This is a genomic window from Caulobacter sp. GW821-FHT12F03 (genome assembly GCF_058806855.1).
The window spans coordinates 341001-357230 of sequence record NZ_JBXAQC010000003.1 but is presented as its reverse complement, the minus strand read 5'-3'; the positions used below and the strand labels follow the sequence as shown (position 1 = coordinate 357230).

At 71.6% G+C, this 16230-nt stretch carries 13 protein-coding genes; 6 read left to right on the top strand and 7 right to left on the bottom strand.

The window, feature by feature from the left end; translation table 11 throughout:
- Positions 1 to 42: 42 nt before the first annotated feature.
- Positions 43 to 1815 carry an amino acid permease gene (locus AC1RN0_RS10375; protein WP_492787358.1) on the bottom strand — a complete coding sequence of 591 codons (1773 nt, stop codon included), beginning with the start codon at positions 1813 to 1815 and terminating at the stop codon, positions 43 to 45.
- 129 nt (positions 1816 to 1944) lie between these two features.
- On the opposite strand from AC1RN0_RS10375, the gene hrpB reads away from it, so the two are divergent.
- A complete protein-coding gene (gene hrpB, locus AC1RN0_RS10370; RefSeq protein ID WP_492787357.1) occupies positions 1945 to 4362 on the top strand; it encodes an ATP-dependent helicase HrpB in 2418 nt (805 codons plus the stop codon).
- A gap of 273 nt (positions 4363 to 4635) precedes the next feature.
- Positions 4636 to 6249: an amidohydrolase gene (locus AC1RN0_RS10365; protein ID WP_492787356.1), complete on the top strand. Its 1614-nt coding sequence runs from the start codon at positions 4636 to 4638 to the stop codon at positions 6247 to 6249.
- A 34-nt stretch (positions 6250 to 6283) separates the two neighbouring features.
- Here AC1RN0_RS10365 and AC1RN0_RS10360 read toward each other — a convergent pair whose 3' ends face one another.
- From AC1RN0_RS10360 to AC1RN0_RS10345, 4 genes are read right to left on the bottom strand one after another with little or no spacing between them, the layout of a single operon-like run.
- Positions 6284 to 6628: a hypothetical protein gene (locus AC1RN0_RS10360; protein ID WP_492787355.1), complete on the bottom strand. Its 345-nt coding sequence runs from the start codon at positions 6626 to 6628 to the stop codon at positions 6284 to 6286.
- 3 nt (positions 6629 to 6631) lie between these two features.
- Entirely contained in the window at positions 6632 to 7420 is a 789-nt protein-coding gene (locus tag AC1RN0_RS10355; RefSeq protein ID WP_492787354.1) for a TrmH family RNA methyltransferase, read from the bottom strand.
- Positions 7417 to 8307 carry a class I SAM-dependent methyltransferase gene (locus AC1RN0_RS10350; protein WP_492787353.1) on the bottom strand — a complete coding sequence of 297 codons (891 nt, stop codon included), beginning with the start codon at positions 8305 to 8307 and terminating at the stop codon, positions 7417 to 7419. The genes AC1RN0_RS10355 and AC1RN0_RS10350 overlap by 4 nt, the downstream gene beginning before the upstream one ends.
- Before the next feature lie 17 nt (positions 8308 to 8324).
- The gene (locus tag AC1RN0_RS10345; RefSeq protein ID WP_492787352.1) at positions 8325 to 9740 is read right to left on the bottom strand and encodes a glycosyltransferase family 2 protein; all 1416 of its coding nucleotides are present in this window, start codon (positions 9738 to 9740) and stop codon (positions 8325 to 8327) included.
- A 235-nt stretch (positions 9741 to 9975) separates the two neighbouring features.
- Here AC1RN0_RS10345 and AC1RN0_RS10340 point away from each other — a divergent pair, with 235 nt between their 5' ends.
- Genes AC1RN0_RS10340 through AC1RN0_RS10325 form a run of 4 tightly spaced genes read left to right on the top strand, consistent with a single transcriptional unit; the run spans position 9976 to position 13103 of the window.
- Positions 9976 to 10551, top strand: coding sequence for a TetR/AcrR family transcriptional regulator (locus AC1RN0_RS10340; RefSeq protein ID WP_492787351.1), 576 nt, complete (start codon positions 9976 to 9978; stop codon positions 10549 to 10551).
- A 4-nt stretch (positions 10552 to 10555) separates the two neighbouring features.
- The gene (locus AC1RN0_RS10335) at positions 10556 to 11362 is read left to right on the top strand and encodes an ABC transporter substrate-binding protein (RefSeq protein WP_492787350.1); all 807 of its coding nucleotides are present in this window, start codon (positions 10556 to 10558) and stop codon (positions 11360 to 11362) included.
- Positions 11359 to 12345 carry a FecCD family ABC transporter permease gene (locus tag AC1RN0_RS10330; RefSeq protein ID WP_492787349.1) on the top strand — a complete coding sequence of 329 codons (987 nt, stop codon included), beginning with the start codon at positions 11359 to 11361 and terminating at the stop codon, positions 12343 to 12345. The genes AC1RN0_RS10335 and AC1RN0_RS10330 overlap by 4 nt, the downstream gene beginning before the upstream one ends.
- Positions 12342 to 13103 (top strand): ABC transporter ATP-binding protein, encoded by a 762-nt coding sequence (locus AC1RN0_RS10325; protein ID WP_492787348.1) that lies wholly within the window; start codon positions 12342 to 12344, stop codon positions 13101 to 13103. The genes AC1RN0_RS10330 and AC1RN0_RS10325 overlap by 4 nt, the downstream gene beginning before the upstream one ends.
- 398 nt (positions 13104 to 13501) lie before the next feature.
- Here AC1RN0_RS10325 and AC1RN0_RS10320 read toward each other — a convergent pair whose 3' ends face one another.
- A complete protein-coding gene (locus AC1RN0_RS10320) occupies positions 13502 to 13921 on the bottom strand; it encodes a hypothetical protein (protein WP_492787347.1) in 420 nt (139 codons plus the stop codon).
- Between the two features lie 127 nt (positions 13922 to 14048).
- Complete coding sequence (locus AC1RN0_RS10315; protein ID WP_492787346.1) at positions 14049 to 16133, bottom strand: lytic transglycosylase domain-containing protein; 2085 nt, start codon at positions 16131 to 16133, stop codon at positions 14049 to 14051.
- Between the last annotated feature and the right edge of the window lie 97 nt (positions 16134 to 16230).

Below are 16230 nucleotides of genomic sequence, written 5' to 3'. Positions count from 1 at the left end.
CGCCGATGGGGACAGGTGCCGAAGGGGCATGTCCCCCCGAGATCAGGCGTGGTCGTCGCCGATGCCGTGCACTTCGGCCTGCATCGGACCCGGGCCGGCGCTGTCGTCTTCCAGCTGCGGGAGACCCTTGCCGAGGCGCGAGTTCCAGAAGCCGTAGAAGATGTAGATCAGCGCGCCGACGCCGGCGTAGCCGCTCAGCAGGATGGCCGGGATCGGGTCGCCGTTGGCGGCCTTGGTGAAGATGTCCTCGACCAGCGGGCCGGTCATGATCAGGGCGAAGAAGATGCCCAGCACCGGCACCGGGCCGATCCACACCTTGTTCTTCTGGAACAGGGCGAAGACGAACCACAGGCCGAGCACCACGGCCATGACCTTCACGCCGGTGCCGACCCAGGTCGACTTCAGCAGGAACTGGAAGAACGCCAGGAAGCCGGCGACGACAATCGCCGCGACGATCACCATGACGAACTGCGGAACCATGCCGCCGCCGCCGGGGATGCTGAACGGACGCTCAAGCTGCTTCTCGCGCGTGCGCAGGTACATCACGCTGAGGCAGACGATGCCGAACGCCGTCGCGGTGCCCAGGCTGACCAGGTCGCCGAGGATTTCGATCGGCAGGAAGGCGGCGGCCACCGAGATGATGATGCCCAGCACGATGGTGCCGATCCACGGGGTGCGGAACTTCGGGTGCAGGGCGGCGAAGAACTTCGGCAGCAGGCCGTCGCGGGCCATGGCGTAGAACACGCGGGTCTGGCCGTAGGTCAGGATCAGCATGACCGACGACAGGCCGGCCACGGCGCCGACCTTGATCAGGATCGAGAACCAGTCGGTGCCCATGCGGTCGACGGCCAGCGCGATCGGGGCGGGCACGCCCAGTTCGCGGAAGTCGACGATGCCGGTCAGGACGGCGGCGATCATCATGTAGATCACGGTGCAGACCAGCAGGCTGCCGAGGATGCCGAAGGGAATGTCCTTCTGCGGGTTCTTGGCTTCGGCCGCGGCGGTCGAGACGGCCTCGAAGCCGACGTAGGCGAAGAAGATCACCGAGGCGGCGCGGAAGATGCCGGGCATGCCGTACTTGAACCCGCCCTCGTTGGCCGGAATGAACGGCGTCCAGTGGTCGATGGCGTCAGGCTGGTGCTGGAAGATGAACATCGCGCCGACGCCGATGAACAGCAGCAGCACGCCGACCTTGATGGCGACGATGACGTTGTTGACGCTGGCGGATTCGGAAATGCCGAGCACCAGCAGGGCGGTCACGGCGAGAATGCCGGCCGCGCCGAGCAGGTTGGCCCCGCCGCCGGCGACGAAGCTGAGCCCGCCTTCACCCTGGACCGCCTGGACGAACGAGGTCGTCCACTGCACCGGGAATTCGAGCCCGAAATTGTGCAGCAGGCTGACCACGTTGCCGGACCAGCCGGCCGCCACGGTCGAGGCCGCCACGCCGTATTCCAGCACCAGCAGCCAGCCCATGACCCAGGCGAACAGCTCGCCCAGGGTGGTGTAGCTGTAGGTATAGGCCGAGCCCGCGACCGGCATGGTCGAGGCCAGTTCGGCGTAGCACAGGCCGGCGAACACGCAGGCGAAGAAGGCCACGACGAACGACAGGATCACGGCCGGGCCGGCGAAGTTCGCCGCCGCGTTGCCGGTCATCACATAGATGCCCGCGCCGATGATGCAGCCGATCCCGAGGAACAGCAGGTTCCACTTGCCGAGCGATCGCTTCAGCTGGTGATTGTTCGACTCGCGCTGGACCTGCTCGATGGATTTCTTGAGAAACAGTCGGTTCCCGCGTGACGCGGTATCTGCGGACATTCGTCTCGCTCCCCCAATGGCCGGCGACCCCCGCCGGCGCTGTTACAGGTCGGGGACGTTAGCAGCAAAGCCGTCTCGCGCAACGGCTTACGGTGACGAGGGGCTTGTGACGCACTAGGACTGCCCCCAATGCTGCCGATTGAGGAAATCCTGCCCCGTCTGGGAGAGGCGCTGGCCGAAGGGGCCAGCGCGGTGCTGGTCGCCCCGCCGGGCGCCGGCAAGACCACGCGCGTTCCCCTGTTCCTCAAGGACCAGGCCTGGGTCGGCGACGGCAGGCTGATCGTGCTCGAGCCCCGGCGTCTTGCGGCCCGCGCGGCGGCGGCGCGCATGGCCTCGACCCTCGGCGAGCCGGTCGGCGAGACGGTCGGCTTCCGGGTGCGGCTGCAGTCGAAGGTCAGCGCCCGCACGCGCATCGAGGTGGTCACCGAGGGCGTCTTCACCCGCATGATCCAGGACGACCCCGGCCTCGACGGCGTCGCGGCGGTGCTGTTCGACGAATTCCACGAGCGCAGTCTCGACGCCGATCTGGGCCTGGCGCTGGCGCGGGACAGTCAGGCGCTGCTGCGCGACGACCTGCGCATCCTCGTCATGTCGGCGACGCTCGACGGCGCGGCGGTGGCGCGGCTGCTCGGCGATGCGCCGGTGATCGAGAGCCAGGGCCGGGCCTTCCCGGTCGAGACCCGCTACCTCGGCCGCAATCCCGCCCACCGGCTGGAGGAGCAGGTCGGCCGTGCCGTGGAGAAGGCGCTGGCGGAAGAGACTGGCAGCCTGCTGGTGTTCCTGCCGGGGCAGGGCGAGATCCTGCGCACCCGCGACTGGCTGGCCGAGCGGATGCGCCGGCTGGACGTCGACCTGGCTCCGCTGTACGGCGCGCTCGACCCGGCCGAACAGGACCGCGCCATCAGCCCCTCGCCGCCGGGCCGCCGCAAGGTGGTGCTGGCCACCTCCATCGCCGAGACCAGCCTGACCATCGAGGGCGTGCGCGTGGTCATCGACGCGGGCCAGTCGCGCGTGCCGCGTTTCGATCCGGCCAGCGGCCTGACCCGGCTGGAGACGGTGCGGGTGTCCCGCGCCGCCGCCGACCAGCGCCGGGGCCGCGCCGGCCGCACCGAACCCGGCGTCTGCTACCGCCTGTGGGAAGAGGCCGAGACCCGCGCGCTGGCGGCCTTCGCCCGCCCGGAGATCCTCGAGACCGACCTGTCGGGTCTGGCGCTCGATCTGGCCCGCTGGGGCGCGCGCGACGCCTCGGGTCTGGCGTTTCTCGACCCGCCGCCGGCCGCGGCCTTCAACGAGGCGCGGTCGCTGCTGGTGCGGCTGCGGGCGCTGGACGGGGAGGGCGCCCTGACCGCGCATGGCGAGGCCCTGGCCCGCCTGCCGTTGCCGCCCCGGCTGGCGCACATGGTCGTGCGCGGCGCGGCCGGCGGCCAGGCGCTGCTGGCGGCCAGGATCGCGGCCCTGCTGACCGAGCGCGGCCTCGGCGGTCGCGACGTCCATCTGGGTCACCGGCTGGAAGCCTTCGATCGCGATCGCGGTCCCCGCGCCCGCGACGCGCGCCAGCTGGCCGAACGCTGGGCGAAGAGCGCCGGATCGCCGCCGAAGCAGCCGCCGCTCGACGAGGCCCTGCTGCTGGCCGAGGCCTTCCCCGAGCGGGTGGCGAAGGCGCGCGGCGCGAACGGCGAGTTCCAGCTGGCCACCGGACGCGGCGCCCATGTTGAACCGACGGACGTGCTGGCCCGCGAAAGGTGGATCGCCATCGGCGAGCTGGGCGGCGGCGCGGCGCGCGACCGAATCCTGCTGGCCGCGCCGCTCGACGAGGCGGCCCTGCGCGAGGCCTTCGCCGACCGTCTGGTCGCCGAGGACCGGCTGGAGGTCGAGGCCGACGGGAAGGTGCGCGGCCGGCGCCTGCTGCGGCTCGACAGACTGACCGTCGAGGACCGGCGCATCGAAAAGCCCGACCCGGCGACGATCGCCCGCGCCCTGGCCGACAAGGTCCGCCGCGAGGGCCTCGCCGCCCTGCCGCTGGGCGAGGCCAGCGGACGGCTCCGCGCGCGGCTGGCCTTCATCGGCCATCCGCTGACCGACGAGGCCCTGATCGCCGGTCTCGACGACTGGCTGACGCCGCTGCTCAGCGGCAAGTCCAGCCTCGCCCAGCTGTCGGACGGCCAGCTCGAAAACGCGCTGCGGGCGCTGATCCCCTGGGAGGTCCAGCGCCGACTCGACGCCGAGACCCCGACCCGCTTCACGGCCCCGACCGGCAACAGCTTCGCCATCGACTACGCCGCCGAGGGCGGGCCGAAGGTCGAGGTGCGGGTGGGCGAGCTTTACGGCCTGGCCGTCCATCCGACCGTCGCCGGCGTGCCCCTGACCTTCAGCCTGCTGTCGCCAGGCCACAAGCCGATCCAGACCACGAAGGACATCCCGGGCTTCTGGAAGGGGTCGTGGTCGGACGTCCGCAAGGACATGCGCGGCCGCTATCCCAAACACGTCTGGCCGGAAGACCCCGCTGCCGCCGCGCCGGTGACGCGGGCGAAACCGCGCGGAACCTGATCTGGGGGCAAGCCGCGCTGGCGCGGAGGGCGGGTCATGGTCATGGTGCGCGCGTTCAATCGGGAGGCTTCATTGGACGCCAGCATCAGGGACCGGACGCCAGATCCGGCCGGGATATCGCGACGACCGTTCCAGCCCCGGGACTTTCGTCTGCATGGCTGCCCGTGCTGCGCGCCGATTCTCGGGGACATCGCCCGGCTGTCGCTGCCCTACATGGCGGCCGCGAGCGGCGAGAGGGCCTGGCAGGGGCTTGGCCCGCGACCGGCGACGCCGGTGGGAACCCGGGTCCTGGTCAACGCGCGGGTCCTGACGGTCGACGCCGCCTTCTCCACCGCCGAGGCGCTGGCCCATCGCGACGGCCGGATCATCGCCGTCGGGACGCGCGCCGAGGTCATGGCGCAGGCCGGCGAGGACGCGCAGATCATCGACTGCGGCGGCCGCACGGTCCTGCCGGGGTTCATCGAGCCCCACATGCACTTCTTCCCGATCGCAATTCTCGGCCGCTATCCCGATGTCGGCCCGACGGCCTGCGTCGACGCCGAGGCGGTGATCGCGCGGATCGGCGCCCTGGCCGCGGCCGCGCCGGCCGGCGACTGGATCGTCGCCCGCCAGTTCGACCCGTCGCTGCAGCCCGGGGCCGAGCGCATCACGCGCCACACCCTGGACCAGGTCGCGCCCGACCGGCCGGTGTTCCTGTTCAATGCCTCGCTGCACATCGGCTACTGCAACAGCCGCGCGCTGGAGATCGCCGGGATCACCGCCGGGACGCCTGACCCGCCCGGCGCCGCCTATGCCCGCGACCCCGACGGCCGCCCCAACGGCGTGCTGCAGGGGCAGGTCCCGATGTTCACCGTGCTCGGCCACAACCTGTCGGCCATGGCGCTGGACGACGTTCCGGAGGCCTGCAGGAGGGTCTGCGACAAGGCCAACAGGGTCGGGGTGACGACCTTCTGCGACCAGGCGTCCGGCGGCTTCCAGGGACGGCGCGAGATGGCGGCCTTCCATGCCTTCGCCGCCTCCGGCCACATGACCGCCCGCCTGCGCTACTCGCTGATCCAGGCCGGGCACGCGGCCTGGGACGAGCAGGGGCTGAGCCCCGGCGACGGCGACGCCATGGCCCGCGCCACCGGCTGGAAGATCGTCTCCGATGGCTCCAACCAGGGTCGCACGGGCCTGCAGCGCGAGCCCTATTTCGACGGCGTCGGCGGCTCGGGCATCGCCTATGTCGAGGCCGGGGCCCTGCGCGAGATCGTCGTCAAACGGGCGCTGCAGGGCTGGCAGGTGACGGTCCACGCCAACGGCGACCTGGCCATCGACCGGGCGCTCGACGCCTTCGAGGCCGCCTATGCCGCCGGGGCCTCGCGCGACCTGCGCTTCCGCATCGAGCACTGCTCGGTGCTGCACGACGAACAGATCGCCCGCATCGCGGCGCTCGGCGTCAGTCCGAGCTTCCTGATCGGCCACGTTCATTACTGGGGCAAGGCGTTCCGCGACGAGATCTTCGGCCCGGACAAGGCCGATCTGCTCTGCCGCGCCGGATCCTGCGGCAGGGCCGGCATCCGCTGGACGATGCATTCGGACGACACGGTCACCGAGATGGACCCCTTGCGGCTGATCGACAACGCGGTGAACCGCAGCCTGTGGCGCGAGCCGGGGGGCGTGCTGAACCCGGCCGAACGGGTCAGCGTCGAACAGGCGATCATCGCCCTGACCCGAGACGCCGCCTGGCAGTGCCATTCCGAGCACGAGATCGGCACGCTGGAGGCCGGCAAGTTCGCCGACTTCGTGGTGCTGGACCGCGATCCGCTCGCCATCGCGCCGGAGGATGTCGGATCGGTGCGGGTGCTGGAGACCTGGGTCGGCGGCCGGCGTGTCTACGCGGCCTGAGCCGGCCGGCGCCGTGGGATCAGCGGCCTTGTCGTCAACGGGCCGGCGGCGGGCCGAAGCGGATCACCGTCGATCGGCAGGAGTCGACGTTGTTCACCCGCACCGTCGCGAGATCGGGGAGCTCGGCGCGGTAGTGGCGGGCGCAGCCGGCGCGATCGTCCTGTGAAACCGCGGGCAGCCGGATCGTTTCGCCGGGTTCAAGAACCCTGTCGCCCAGCAGGTCGTCCCAGTCGCAGTCGGTTACCGTGAGGCATTCCGCGTAGAGGTGAATGACCTTCTGGCCCGTGGCGTTCTCGAAGGTCAGGGTCGGGGGTTCGGCGCTCGCCAGGCCCGGCGCCGCGGCGAGCAGAACCACCAGGATCGGGAGCGCCGGACGCACGGGCTAGTCCCCCGCCGCGTAGATCATGATGCCCGTGGCCACCGACAAATTCAGGCTGTCGGCCCTTCCGCGCATGGGGATCTTGACGTTGACGTCGCACAGCGCCGCCAGGTCCGGCGTCAGCCCGGCCTGCTCGTTGCCCATCAGGATCAGGGTCGGCCGCCGGTAGTCGGCCGAGCGGTGGTCGACCGTGGCGGTCAGCAGGGTTCCGACCACCGAGCCCGGCCAGGCGCCGCGCCAGGCGATGAACTCGGCCTCGGTCATCTTGACGATCGGCACGGCGAAGATCGAACCCATGGTCGCCCGCACGGCCTCGACCGAATAGGGATCGCAGCACTCGCCGACGAGGATCACCCCGCCGCAGCCGGCCGCGTCGGCCGTGCGGATGATGGTCCCCAGGTTGCCCGGATCGCGCACCCTGTGCAGCGCCACCCAGACGCCGGCGCTCGCGGGCGCCAGCGCCCCGGCAGGCGTGAACCTCTGCTCAAAGACAGCCAGCACGGCCTGCGGATTGTCGCGCCGAGCGACCTTCTCGAGGATCTCGCGGTTGACCTCGATGACATCGCCGCCGGCCATGCCGGTCGCCCCGATGGCCTTGACCAGCAACGGGTGGTCGCCGCCGTCCTGGCCGAACATCAGGATCTTCGGCGTGTGGCCCAGCTCGATCGCCTCGGTGACGATCTTCAGCCCCTCGGCGAGGAACTGGCCGGTCTCCTCGCGGGCCTTGCGCATGTGCAGCGCCTTGACCGCCTTGACCGTGGGGTTGGTGTGCGACGTGACGACCCGGCTCATGCCGACCACCGCGCGAAGAAGCTGAGGCCCACCTGCCGGTCGCCTGACTCCTCGACCAGCGCCAGCTCGCCCCAGTCGATGCGGCCGGCCCGGCCGGCGGTCACCTCGGCCATCAGCCCGGCCATCGAGGCGCCGGAGATGCGCGCCGCATAGGCGTTGAGGATCAGGAACGAGGCGTCGTCCGACAGCAGGCCGGCGCACAGCCGGACCATTTCCGGCAGGTCCTCGAACAATCGCCAGACCTCGCCGTCGGGACCCCGGCCGAACTTCGGCGGATCGAGGATGATGCCGTCATAGCGGTTGCCGCGCCGGTCCTCGCGCTGGACGAAGCGGCGGGCGTCCTCGACGATCCAGCGGACGTTGTCGATGCCGGACAGGGTCGCGTTCTCGCGGGCCCGCTGCACCGACTGCTTGGACGCGTCGACGTGCGTCACCTGCGCCCCGGCCGCCGCCGCCACGAGGCTGGCGACCCCGGTGTAGCCGAACAGGTTGAGCATCTTCAGCGGCCGGCCGGCCGCGCGCTGGCGCTGGTCGAGCCATTCCCAGTTGGCCGCCTGTTCGGGGAAGAAGGCCAGGTGGCGGAAGTTGGTGAACCGGCCGTGGAACTTCACCGCGCCCCAGCCGAGCTCCCAGCTGTCGACGGGCGCGCCCTTGAACCGCCAGCGACCGGCCTCGTCCTCGTCGGTCGGGTCGAACACCGCGTCAGCGTTGTCCCAGCGCGCGGCGGGCAAGCGTGGCGTCCACAGGCACTGCGGCTCGGGCCGGACCACGTGATAGGGCCCGTAGCGCTCGAGCTTGCGCCCGCCGCCGCTGTCGACCAGCGCGTAGTCGGCCCAGCCCGTGGTGCGCATCAGGGCGGGTGTGTCTGCGATGATCGGCCCGGTCATCTCCGGGCGATACCGGCTCAGGCGGCGCCCTGTCCAGTCCGCGCGACGTGCGGGGTCTTGTCCCAGTGGAACGGCCGGTCGACCAGCTGGGCCAGCGCATGGGCGGCGGCGATCGAATGCAGCGGCCAGTAGAGCGGCAGCAGGAGCAGGTCGCGGGCCCGCACGGGCAGGCCCGCGCGGCGCAAGCCGACCATCCCGGCGACCGCCGCGCCGATCCAGCCGACCGTCAGCAATGCGCCGTCCGCGGCGCTGATCCACGGCGCGCCGTCCTCGATCAGCCCCAGCGCCGTCGCCGCCAGGGCCCAGGCGACCAGCGGCCCGTGCAGGAAGGCCGCCGCGATCGCCGCGCCGAGCGTCATGGCAAACGACAGCGCCGCGCCGGTCCGCCAGTGCGGCGGCTGGCGCGACTGGACCCCGAAGGTCTGCATGTAGCCCTTCACCCACCGACTGCGCTGGGGGATCCAGTCGCGCAGCGTGTCCGGCGCGGCCTCATGGGTCGGGGAAGCCAGCACCCCCATGTCGAAGCCTTCCGCGGCCAGCCGGAAGCCCAGATCGGCGTCCTCGGTGACGTTCCAGGCGTCCCAGCCGCCGACGGCGCGCAGCGCCGCGACGCGGAAGTGGTTGCTGGTCCCGCCCAGCGGGAACGGCAGGCCCAGCCGCGCCAGCGCCGGCATCAGCACCTCGAACTGCACCGCGTATTCCAGCGCGAACTGCGCCGGCAGCATTCTCCGGTCGGGATCGATGCGCAGCGGCGCCTGCAGGCAGGCCAGCCGGGGCGTCGCCGCCGCGAAGCGGGCCGCCGCCTCGCGCAGCTGGCCCGGGTCCGGCCGGTCCTCGGCGTCGTAGATGGTCAGCAGCTCGCCCGTCGCCTGCTCGAGGGCGATGTTGCAGGCGCGCGGTTTGGTCCTCGGCCAGCCCGGCGGCGCGACCAGCACATCCATCCCGGCCGGCAGGGTCAGGGCGTCCAGCGCCTCGCGCGTGGGGCGGTCGTCGCTTTCCACCACGATCAGCGTCTGTAGTCGGTCCGCCGGATAATCGAGGGCCGACAGGGCCGCTACGAGGTCCGGGGCGATGGCGGCTTCGCGATAGAGCGGCGCGATCACCGTGTAGGCGGGCAGGGCGGCATCCGGCAGCGGCTGAACCGGTGGCGCGGCGGGTGGAGCGAACGCGGCGACCAGACGGGTCAGGGCCGTCAGCGCGAACAGGCCGAAGACCAGGTCGTGCACCAGCGTCGGCGTCAGCAGCAGGCCGGCGGCCAGCAGGGACAGGGCGGCCGCGGCGGCGAGGCGCTGCGCCGCCGTCGCCGGCAGGGCGGCGCCCCGGCGTCCGGCGGCGTCATCCGCTTCGACCAGCCGGGGGCGCGGCCGGAGCGGGCGGACGGGTGACCGCCGGGGCCGCGCGATGGTCCGTGTCCTGGCCTGTTCCCGCGCCATGTCGTCCCCGGGGCCGTTTCGAGGCGAATCAGCCCGAGCGCCAAAATCCCGCCAAGAGGGAAAATGTCAGATCTCAACCAAAGCGGGAAATTCGTCCGTACGGCCACGCGGCTTGCGGCCTCTGGGTGATTGCCGTTTAGTAGAGTTCGGGGAACCCAGGGGAAAGGCGAGTCGAGTGACGACTACCTTGAAGAAGCCGCAACGATCGGCGCGTAAGCCCAAAGGCGATGGCCATATGCGCAGGGGGGAGATCCTGCAGGCGGCCGAAAGAATCTTCCTCGCGGAAGGCTACCAGGGCGCGACGATCCGCAAGATCGCCGACGAGGTCGGGGTGTCCTCGACCGCGCTGTACATGCACTTCCGCGACAAGGACGAGATCCTGCTGGAAATCTGCGACAGCGCCATCGCGGTGCTGCTCAGGCAGAACAGCGAGATCGCCGCCCGGCCGATCGACGCCGTCGCCCGGGTCCGGCTGATGCTGGACGCCTACATCACCTTCGCGCTCGAGAACCCGAACGCCTACCAGCTGGTCTTCTGCGGCCACAGCGGCGTGCTGTCGGAGAACAAGCAGGCGGCCACCGAGGCGCTCGGCGACCGCTGCTACGAGAAGTTTCTTGGCGCGGTGCGCGAGATCGGCGCCTCCGGCCGGCTGCGCACGGGCACGGTCGAGAGCGCGGCCCAGGCGATGTGGGCGGCCTGCCACGGCCTTGTCGCCCTGCTGCTGACCAAGCCGACCTTCCACTGGTCCCCGACCGACGAGCTGCGCGGGGTTCTGCTGGACGGACTTTTCCACGGCCTTGTGACGGACTGAACCGATGAGACGGGCGCCAGCTGTGACCGCCGCCCTGGCGGTGCTGGCGTTCGCCGGTCAGGCCGCGGCGGCGCCGACGGTCATGTCGCTCGACAGCTGCGCCGACCAGTATGTGCTGGCGCTGGCCCCCCGGGACTCGATCGTGGGCCTGTCGGCCCGCGCCGATGACCCCGACAGCTATCTGCGCGCTCGCGCCGTCGGCCTGCCCGTGCGCCGGGCGACCGCTGAGTCCGTGCTGGCCATCCGGCCCGACATCGTCGTCCGCTACTGGGGCGGCGACGCCCGGCTGGAGGGCGCCCTGGCGCGCCGCGGCGTGCGCACGGTGAAGATCGGAGAAGCCACCGATTTCAACGCTGTGCGCGCCAATGTTCGCGCGGTCTCGACGGCCCTCGGCCACCCGGCGGCCGGGGAGGCGCTGGTCGCGCGGATGGACGCGAAGCTCACGCACGCCGGCGGAGCCTGGAAGGGCGCGCCGGCCCTCTATTTCACCCCCACGGGCTTCACCACCGGCCCGGGCAGCCTCGTCGACGCGATGATGCGCGCGGCCGGGATGCGCAATCTGGCGACCGGCTCGACCTGGAAGCCGATCCCGATGGAGCGGCTGGTGATGACGCCGCCGAGCGCCTTCGTGCTCGGCTTTTTCGACACCTTCGCCGTGGCCATGCAGCGCTGGGGCCCGGGACGGCACGCGGCCCTGCGCAAGAGACTGGCCGGCCGCACGGCCGCCTCGTTGCCGTCCGCCATCCTCGGCTGTCCGGCCTGGTTCGCGGCCGACGGAGCCGAGCTGCTGGCCCGGGCGGCGCCGCGATGAGCCGGGGCCGGGGACTGCTCATCCTGACGCTGCTGCTGCTGGCGGCGGTGGTCCTGGCGGTGCTGGTCGGCGAGACGACGCTGCGGCCGGGCGACTACTGGACGGCCCTGACCCGGCCGGGCTCGGCGCCGGGCGAGATACTCTGGACCATCCGCGCGCCGCGCGCCTGCATGGCCGCCCTGGTCGGGGCGGCTCTGGGCCTCTCCGGCGCGGCGCTGCAGGGGCTGCTGCGCAATCCGCTGGCCGACCCGGGCGTGCTCGGCGTTTCGGCCAGTGCGGGGCTGGGCGCCGGCGTGGCCATCGCGCTGGGCCTCGCCGCCCTTCCGGGCGCCATCGAGCTGTCGGCCCTCGCCGGGGCGCTGGTCGCCGGGGCGCTGGTCGTGGTCCTGGCCGCCCGCTTCCGCGAGCCGGAGACCCTGATCCTGCTGGGCGTCTCGATCTCGGCCTTCGCCGGGGCGCTCAGCTCGCTGGTCTACAACCTCTCGCCCTCGCCGGTGACCACGGCCGAGGTGCTGTCCTGGATGCTGGGCTCGGTGGCCAACCGCGACTGGCCGGACCTGATCAGCACCGCAATCCCCGCCGCGATCGGAGCCCTGCTGGTGGCCTGGTCGGCGCGCGGCCTGACCATGCTGACACTCGGCGAGGAGACGGCCGCCCTGTCCGGACTGCCGATGGCGCGCCTCAGGGCGGCGGCCGTCGGCGGCGCGGCGCTTCTGGCCGGGGCCTCGGTGGCGGCGGCCGGCATCATCGGCTTCGTCGGCCTGGCCGCGCCGCACCTGGTGCGCCGCTTCGCCGGCGACGATCCGGGCAAGACCCTGCTGCCCTCGGCGCTGGCGGGCGCGGGCCTGCTGGTGCTGGCCGATCTGGCCGCGCGGGTGATCCCGACCGAGCAGGAGCTGAAGCTCGGCGTGGTCACGGCCCTGTTCGGCGCGCCGCTGTTCGCGCTGGTGGCCTGGCGCGCGGCGCGGAGCTGGCGCGCATGACCCCGGCCTGGGACCTCCAGGACCTCGTCGTGCGCCAGGGCGGCCGCCCGGCGCTGCGAGGCGCGGGCCTGACCGTATCGTCGGGAGAGATGGTCGGCGTCATCGGCCCCAACGGCTCGGGCAAGACGACCCTGATCCGGTCCGGCCTCGGCCTGCTGCGGCGGGACAGCGGGACCGCCGCCCTGTCCGGCTGGCCGGTCGACGCCATTCCCGAGCCCGCCCGCGCCCGGCTGGTCGGCTACCTGCCGCAGGAGCGCCGCGTCGGCTGGAACCTGGCCTCGCTCGACATCGTCGCCCTCGGCGCCCCCGACCTGTCGCCCGCCGCCGCCCGCGAGGTCGCCGGGACCTGCCTGGCCCGCGTCGGCCTCTCAGGCTTCGAGAAGCGCGGCGTGCTGGAGATGTCCGGCGGCGAGCGGGCGAGGGTGCTGCTCGCGCGCCTGCTGGCCACCCGCGCCCCCTTGCTGGTCGCCGACGAGCCCGCCGCCGGCCTCGACCCCGACGCCCAGTTGCTGACCCTCGAACTGCTGCGGGCCGAGGCGGCGCGCGGCGCGGCCGTGGTCGTCACCCTGCACGACCTGACCCTCGCCGCCCGCTTCTGCGACCGGCTGGTGGTGCTGGCGCAAGGGCAGGTGGCGGCCGAGGGAGCGGCGTCCGTGGCGTTGACGCCGACGGTCCTGCGCACGGTGTTCGGCCTGGAGGGAGAGCTGATCGAGACCCCGACGGGCCCGGTGGTGTCCGCGCGGCGGGCCGGATCTTAGGGCCCAATCCCCCAAATCCGCTCATCCTCGCGGAAGCGAGGACCTAGGCTTACGGCCGGTGCACGCACGTCAAGGGATGTCTGGCTCCGGTCAGGCCACCGCTACGCCTTGAAGCTGTTGGTCCGGTGCGAGGCCTTCGACACCCGCGACGACGCCTTCCGCCGGGAGCGGCAGATGAAGGTCTGGAGGCGGGCTCGGAAAATCGAACTGATCGAGAAGACCAATCCCGGATGGCGGGACCTGTACCCGGAGATTTGCTGAGCGCCAGACATCCCCGACCGTGAGTGCACCGGCCGTAAACCTGGGTCCTCGCTTCCGCGAGGATGAGCGGAAGAAAAGGGGATTAGGGTCACCAGTCCGTCAGCATTTCGCGAGGTGCTTAGGTCGGCAACGGGTGGTTATTCACCGCTCGCGTCAGCACCCATAAGTACCAAGGCGCGCCGAACAAATAGATGGTCCACCGGCTCCAAGAACCTGAACTCGTCGTTGAACTCGGCGTGCGACAGCCACCGATCATTGACCTCCCCCGCCAACAATCGAGTGCAGATCAGCACAGAGCCCCGCGCGAGACCGTCTAGGAGTGCGAGGTGGTCAAGTTCGGCGTAGTTACCACGCGGATCAGCAAACGTCAGCGTGGCGCCGTGAAAATGCCAAGGGGCATCCATGAAGCCGATCAGACAATCCTCGTCCCGCTCTGCGTTGACGAACGAAAGGCGGGCCCCCTCGCCGAGGTCAATCAATAGCGAAGTACTGTCAATCTCGGCGCTGAAGCCAAGCTCGACTGCATAATCGTGCAGGAAGGGGAGATCATAGCGCATCCGTAACCTAACGCCTCAACTCGCTATGTCCGCAACGGGTCGAAAGCTGCCGTTAGGCTCCCGCCTGAAGGTCAGACATTCAAGAACGGGCCAATTCCGTGACGTCGCGGCGTCCTATCCCGCCGCCCTACCGCGCTCCCGGCGCCGCCGCCGGGGCGGCGGACGGCACATACGCCCCCCACGCCCCGCGCTTGAGGTCGTTCGACAGCATCAGCGGCGCCGAGCCGCCGGCCAGCCTCGCCCGGTAGACCTGCGTCGTCTCCAGCGTCCGCATGACGTAGTTGCGCGTCTCCACGAACGGGATGCACTCGATGTAGTCGAGCGGGTCGGTCGAGGCCCCGCGCGGGTCGCCGCAGAGGGCGGTCCACTGCGCCGGACGGCCCGGACCGGCGTTGTAGGCCGCCGCCGCCATCACGTAGGAGCCGCCGAACGTGCCGACCATGTCGCCGAGGTAGCGGGCGCCGAGGCGCATGTTGAAGTCGGCCTCGAACAGCCGGTCGACGGTGTAGCTCTCGCCGAGCGACCGGGCGGTCATGGCCCCGGTGGCCGGCATCAGCTGCATCAGGCCGCGGGCGCCGGGTGAGGAGCGGGCGCGGGCGTCGAAGTTGCTTTCCTGGCGGGTGATCGAGAAGACGAACGCCGGCTCGGCCCCGCCCTGGACCACCGGCGCGGTCAGCAGCGGATAGCCGCGCTCGGGCAGCAGCATGCCGCGCTGGGCCGCCGTGCGCACGGCCCGCATGGCCGTGTCCGGGTCGCCGTAGCCCCGCGCCAGGTCGACGAGCAGCGCGCATTCGGCGGCCGTCGGCAGGGTGTCGTCGATATGCAGGGCGAACACCCTGAAGGTGTCCTTGTTGCCGGTCTCGAACAGGATGCGCAGGGCGCGGACCAGTTCGCGGCCCTCGAACCGCGCCCGGTCGGCCTGGGTGACCACCGGGTCCTTCGGCAGGGTGATGGTCTTGATGCCCGCGCGCTCGGCGGCCAGCTGGCCGTAGAACACGGTGATGTACTGGGCGCCCTTCTGGTAGAAGGCCTGGGCCCCGGCCTTGTCGCCGAGCGCCTCGGCCGCGCGGCCCTGCCAGTAGAGGGCGCGGCCCTGGGTGATCGGCGAGGTGCCCGCCGCCGCCAGCCGCGCGAAGTGGTCGGCCGCGGCCGTCGGGTTCTTCAGCTTCTGCAGCGCGATCCAGCCGGCGTAGAATTCCGCCTCGGCCGCGTCCGGGCCGACGGTCAGGCCGGTGTTGGCCGCCGCGCCATAGGCGCCCTGGTAGTCGCCGGCGGCCAGCGCCGCGACGACCATCTTGCGGCGGTCGGTGGTCCAGGCGCGGGCCGCCACGTCCTGCGCCGGGGCCGGCTTGAAGCCGCGCGCCAGCTGCAGCGCCATGGTCGTCAGGCCCTTGCGCTGGAAGTAGGCCGCCTGCTCATAGATCAGCCCCGGATCCTGGCGCTGCTCGGGCGTCATGTTGGCGATCAGGTCGTTGCCGTTCGACAGGTTGGAGCGCAGCGCGATCCGCGCATTGGCCACCGGCCGGTAGGACTCCGGAATATGGTCGACCATCTCGCGCGCGGCCGGACCCTGGGGGCCGTACAGCAGCATGTCGGCGCGGGTCAGGTCGTCGTCGGCGGTGATGTAGGCGCCGAAGCGGTCGCGCATGGCGATCTGCGGCGCCGAGTCGAACAGTTCCTCGCGCCACCAGCGGCGGATCAGGGCGCGGGCCTCCTCGCCGCGGCCGGAGGCGCGCAGCGCGCCGGCCAGGGCCATGGCGCCCTGCACGGTCTCGGGCTGGGTTCCGCCGAACCAGGCGATGATCCGCTCGGGCGGCATGCCGGAGGTCTCGAGCAGCTTCTCGGCCGTGGCCTGGCGCTTGGCGCCGCGCGGCCAGCCGTTCAGGTCGCGCCGGACGGAGTCGGCCTCGAAAAAGCTCAGCGAATCGGGCGCGCCGTCGGCCAGGGCCCACAGGGCGATCTTCTTCGCGACCGGGTCCTGGATCGAATCCATCGCCAGCCGCACCCGGTCGCCGTCGCCGGCGCGGGCGGCGGTCAGGGCGGTGCTCAGGTAGCTGGCGTCACTGTCGGACAGGGGTTGCCGGTAGGCGATCTGGGGCGTGGTCACCAGTTGCGGGCCGGCGTCCGGCTGCATCGACTGCGCCCCCGCGGCGCCGCCGAGAATCGCCGTGATGGCCGCGCTGACCGCCAGCTTCCGTGCAAAACCCGTCAAACCATTGTCTCCAACTCGTCAAACCGTCTCCGCGGCGGTTGCCGAGGCGCCACGCGGGGACATATTGTCCGGCTCCGACACACAGCCGCAAACGAAA

Bases quoted from the DNA above. Each gene is read 5' to 3' on its own strand.
- AC1RN0_RS10375 (WP_492787358.1), bottom strand. From the start codon at position 1,815: ATGTCCGCAGATACCGCGTCACGCGGGAACCGACTGTTTCTCAAGAAA.
- hrpB (WP_492787357.1), top strand. From the start codon at position 1,945: ATGCTGCCGATTGAGGAAATCCTGCCCCGTCTGGGAGAGGCGCTGGCC.
- AC1RN0_RS10355 (WP_492787354.1), bottom strand. From the start codon at position 7,420: ATGAGCCGGGTCGTCACGTCGCACACCAACCCCACGGTCAAGGCGGTC.
- AC1RN0_RS10350 (WP_492787353.1), bottom strand. From the start codon at position 8,307: ATGACCGGGCCGATCATCGCAGACACACCCGCCCTGATGCGCACCACG.
- AC1RN0_RS10345 (WP_492787352.1), bottom strand. From the start codon at position 9,740: ATGGCGCGGGAACAGGCCAGGACACGGACCATCGCGCGGCCCCGGCGG.
- AC1RN0_RS10340 (WP_492787351.1), top strand. From the start codon at position 9,976: ATGCGCAGGGGGGAGATCCTGCAGGCGGCCGAAAGAATCTTCCTCGCG.
- AC1RN0_RS10335 (WP_492787350.1), top strand. From the start codon at position 10,556: ATGAGACGGGCGCCAGCTGTGACCGCCGCCCTGGCGGTGCTGGCGTTC.
- AC1RN0_RS10330 (WP_492787349.1), top strand. From the start codon at position 11,359: ATGAGCCGGGGCCGGGGACTGCTCATCCTGACGCTGCTGCTGCTGGCG.
- AC1RN0_RS10325 (WP_492787348.1), top strand. From the start codon at position 12,342: ATGACCCCGGCCTGGGACCTCCAGGACCTCGTCGTGCGCCAGGGCGGC.
- AC1RN0_RS10320 (WP_492787347.1), bottom strand. From the start codon at position 13,921: ATGCGCTATGATCTCCCCTTCCTGCACGATTATGCAGTCGAGCTTGGC.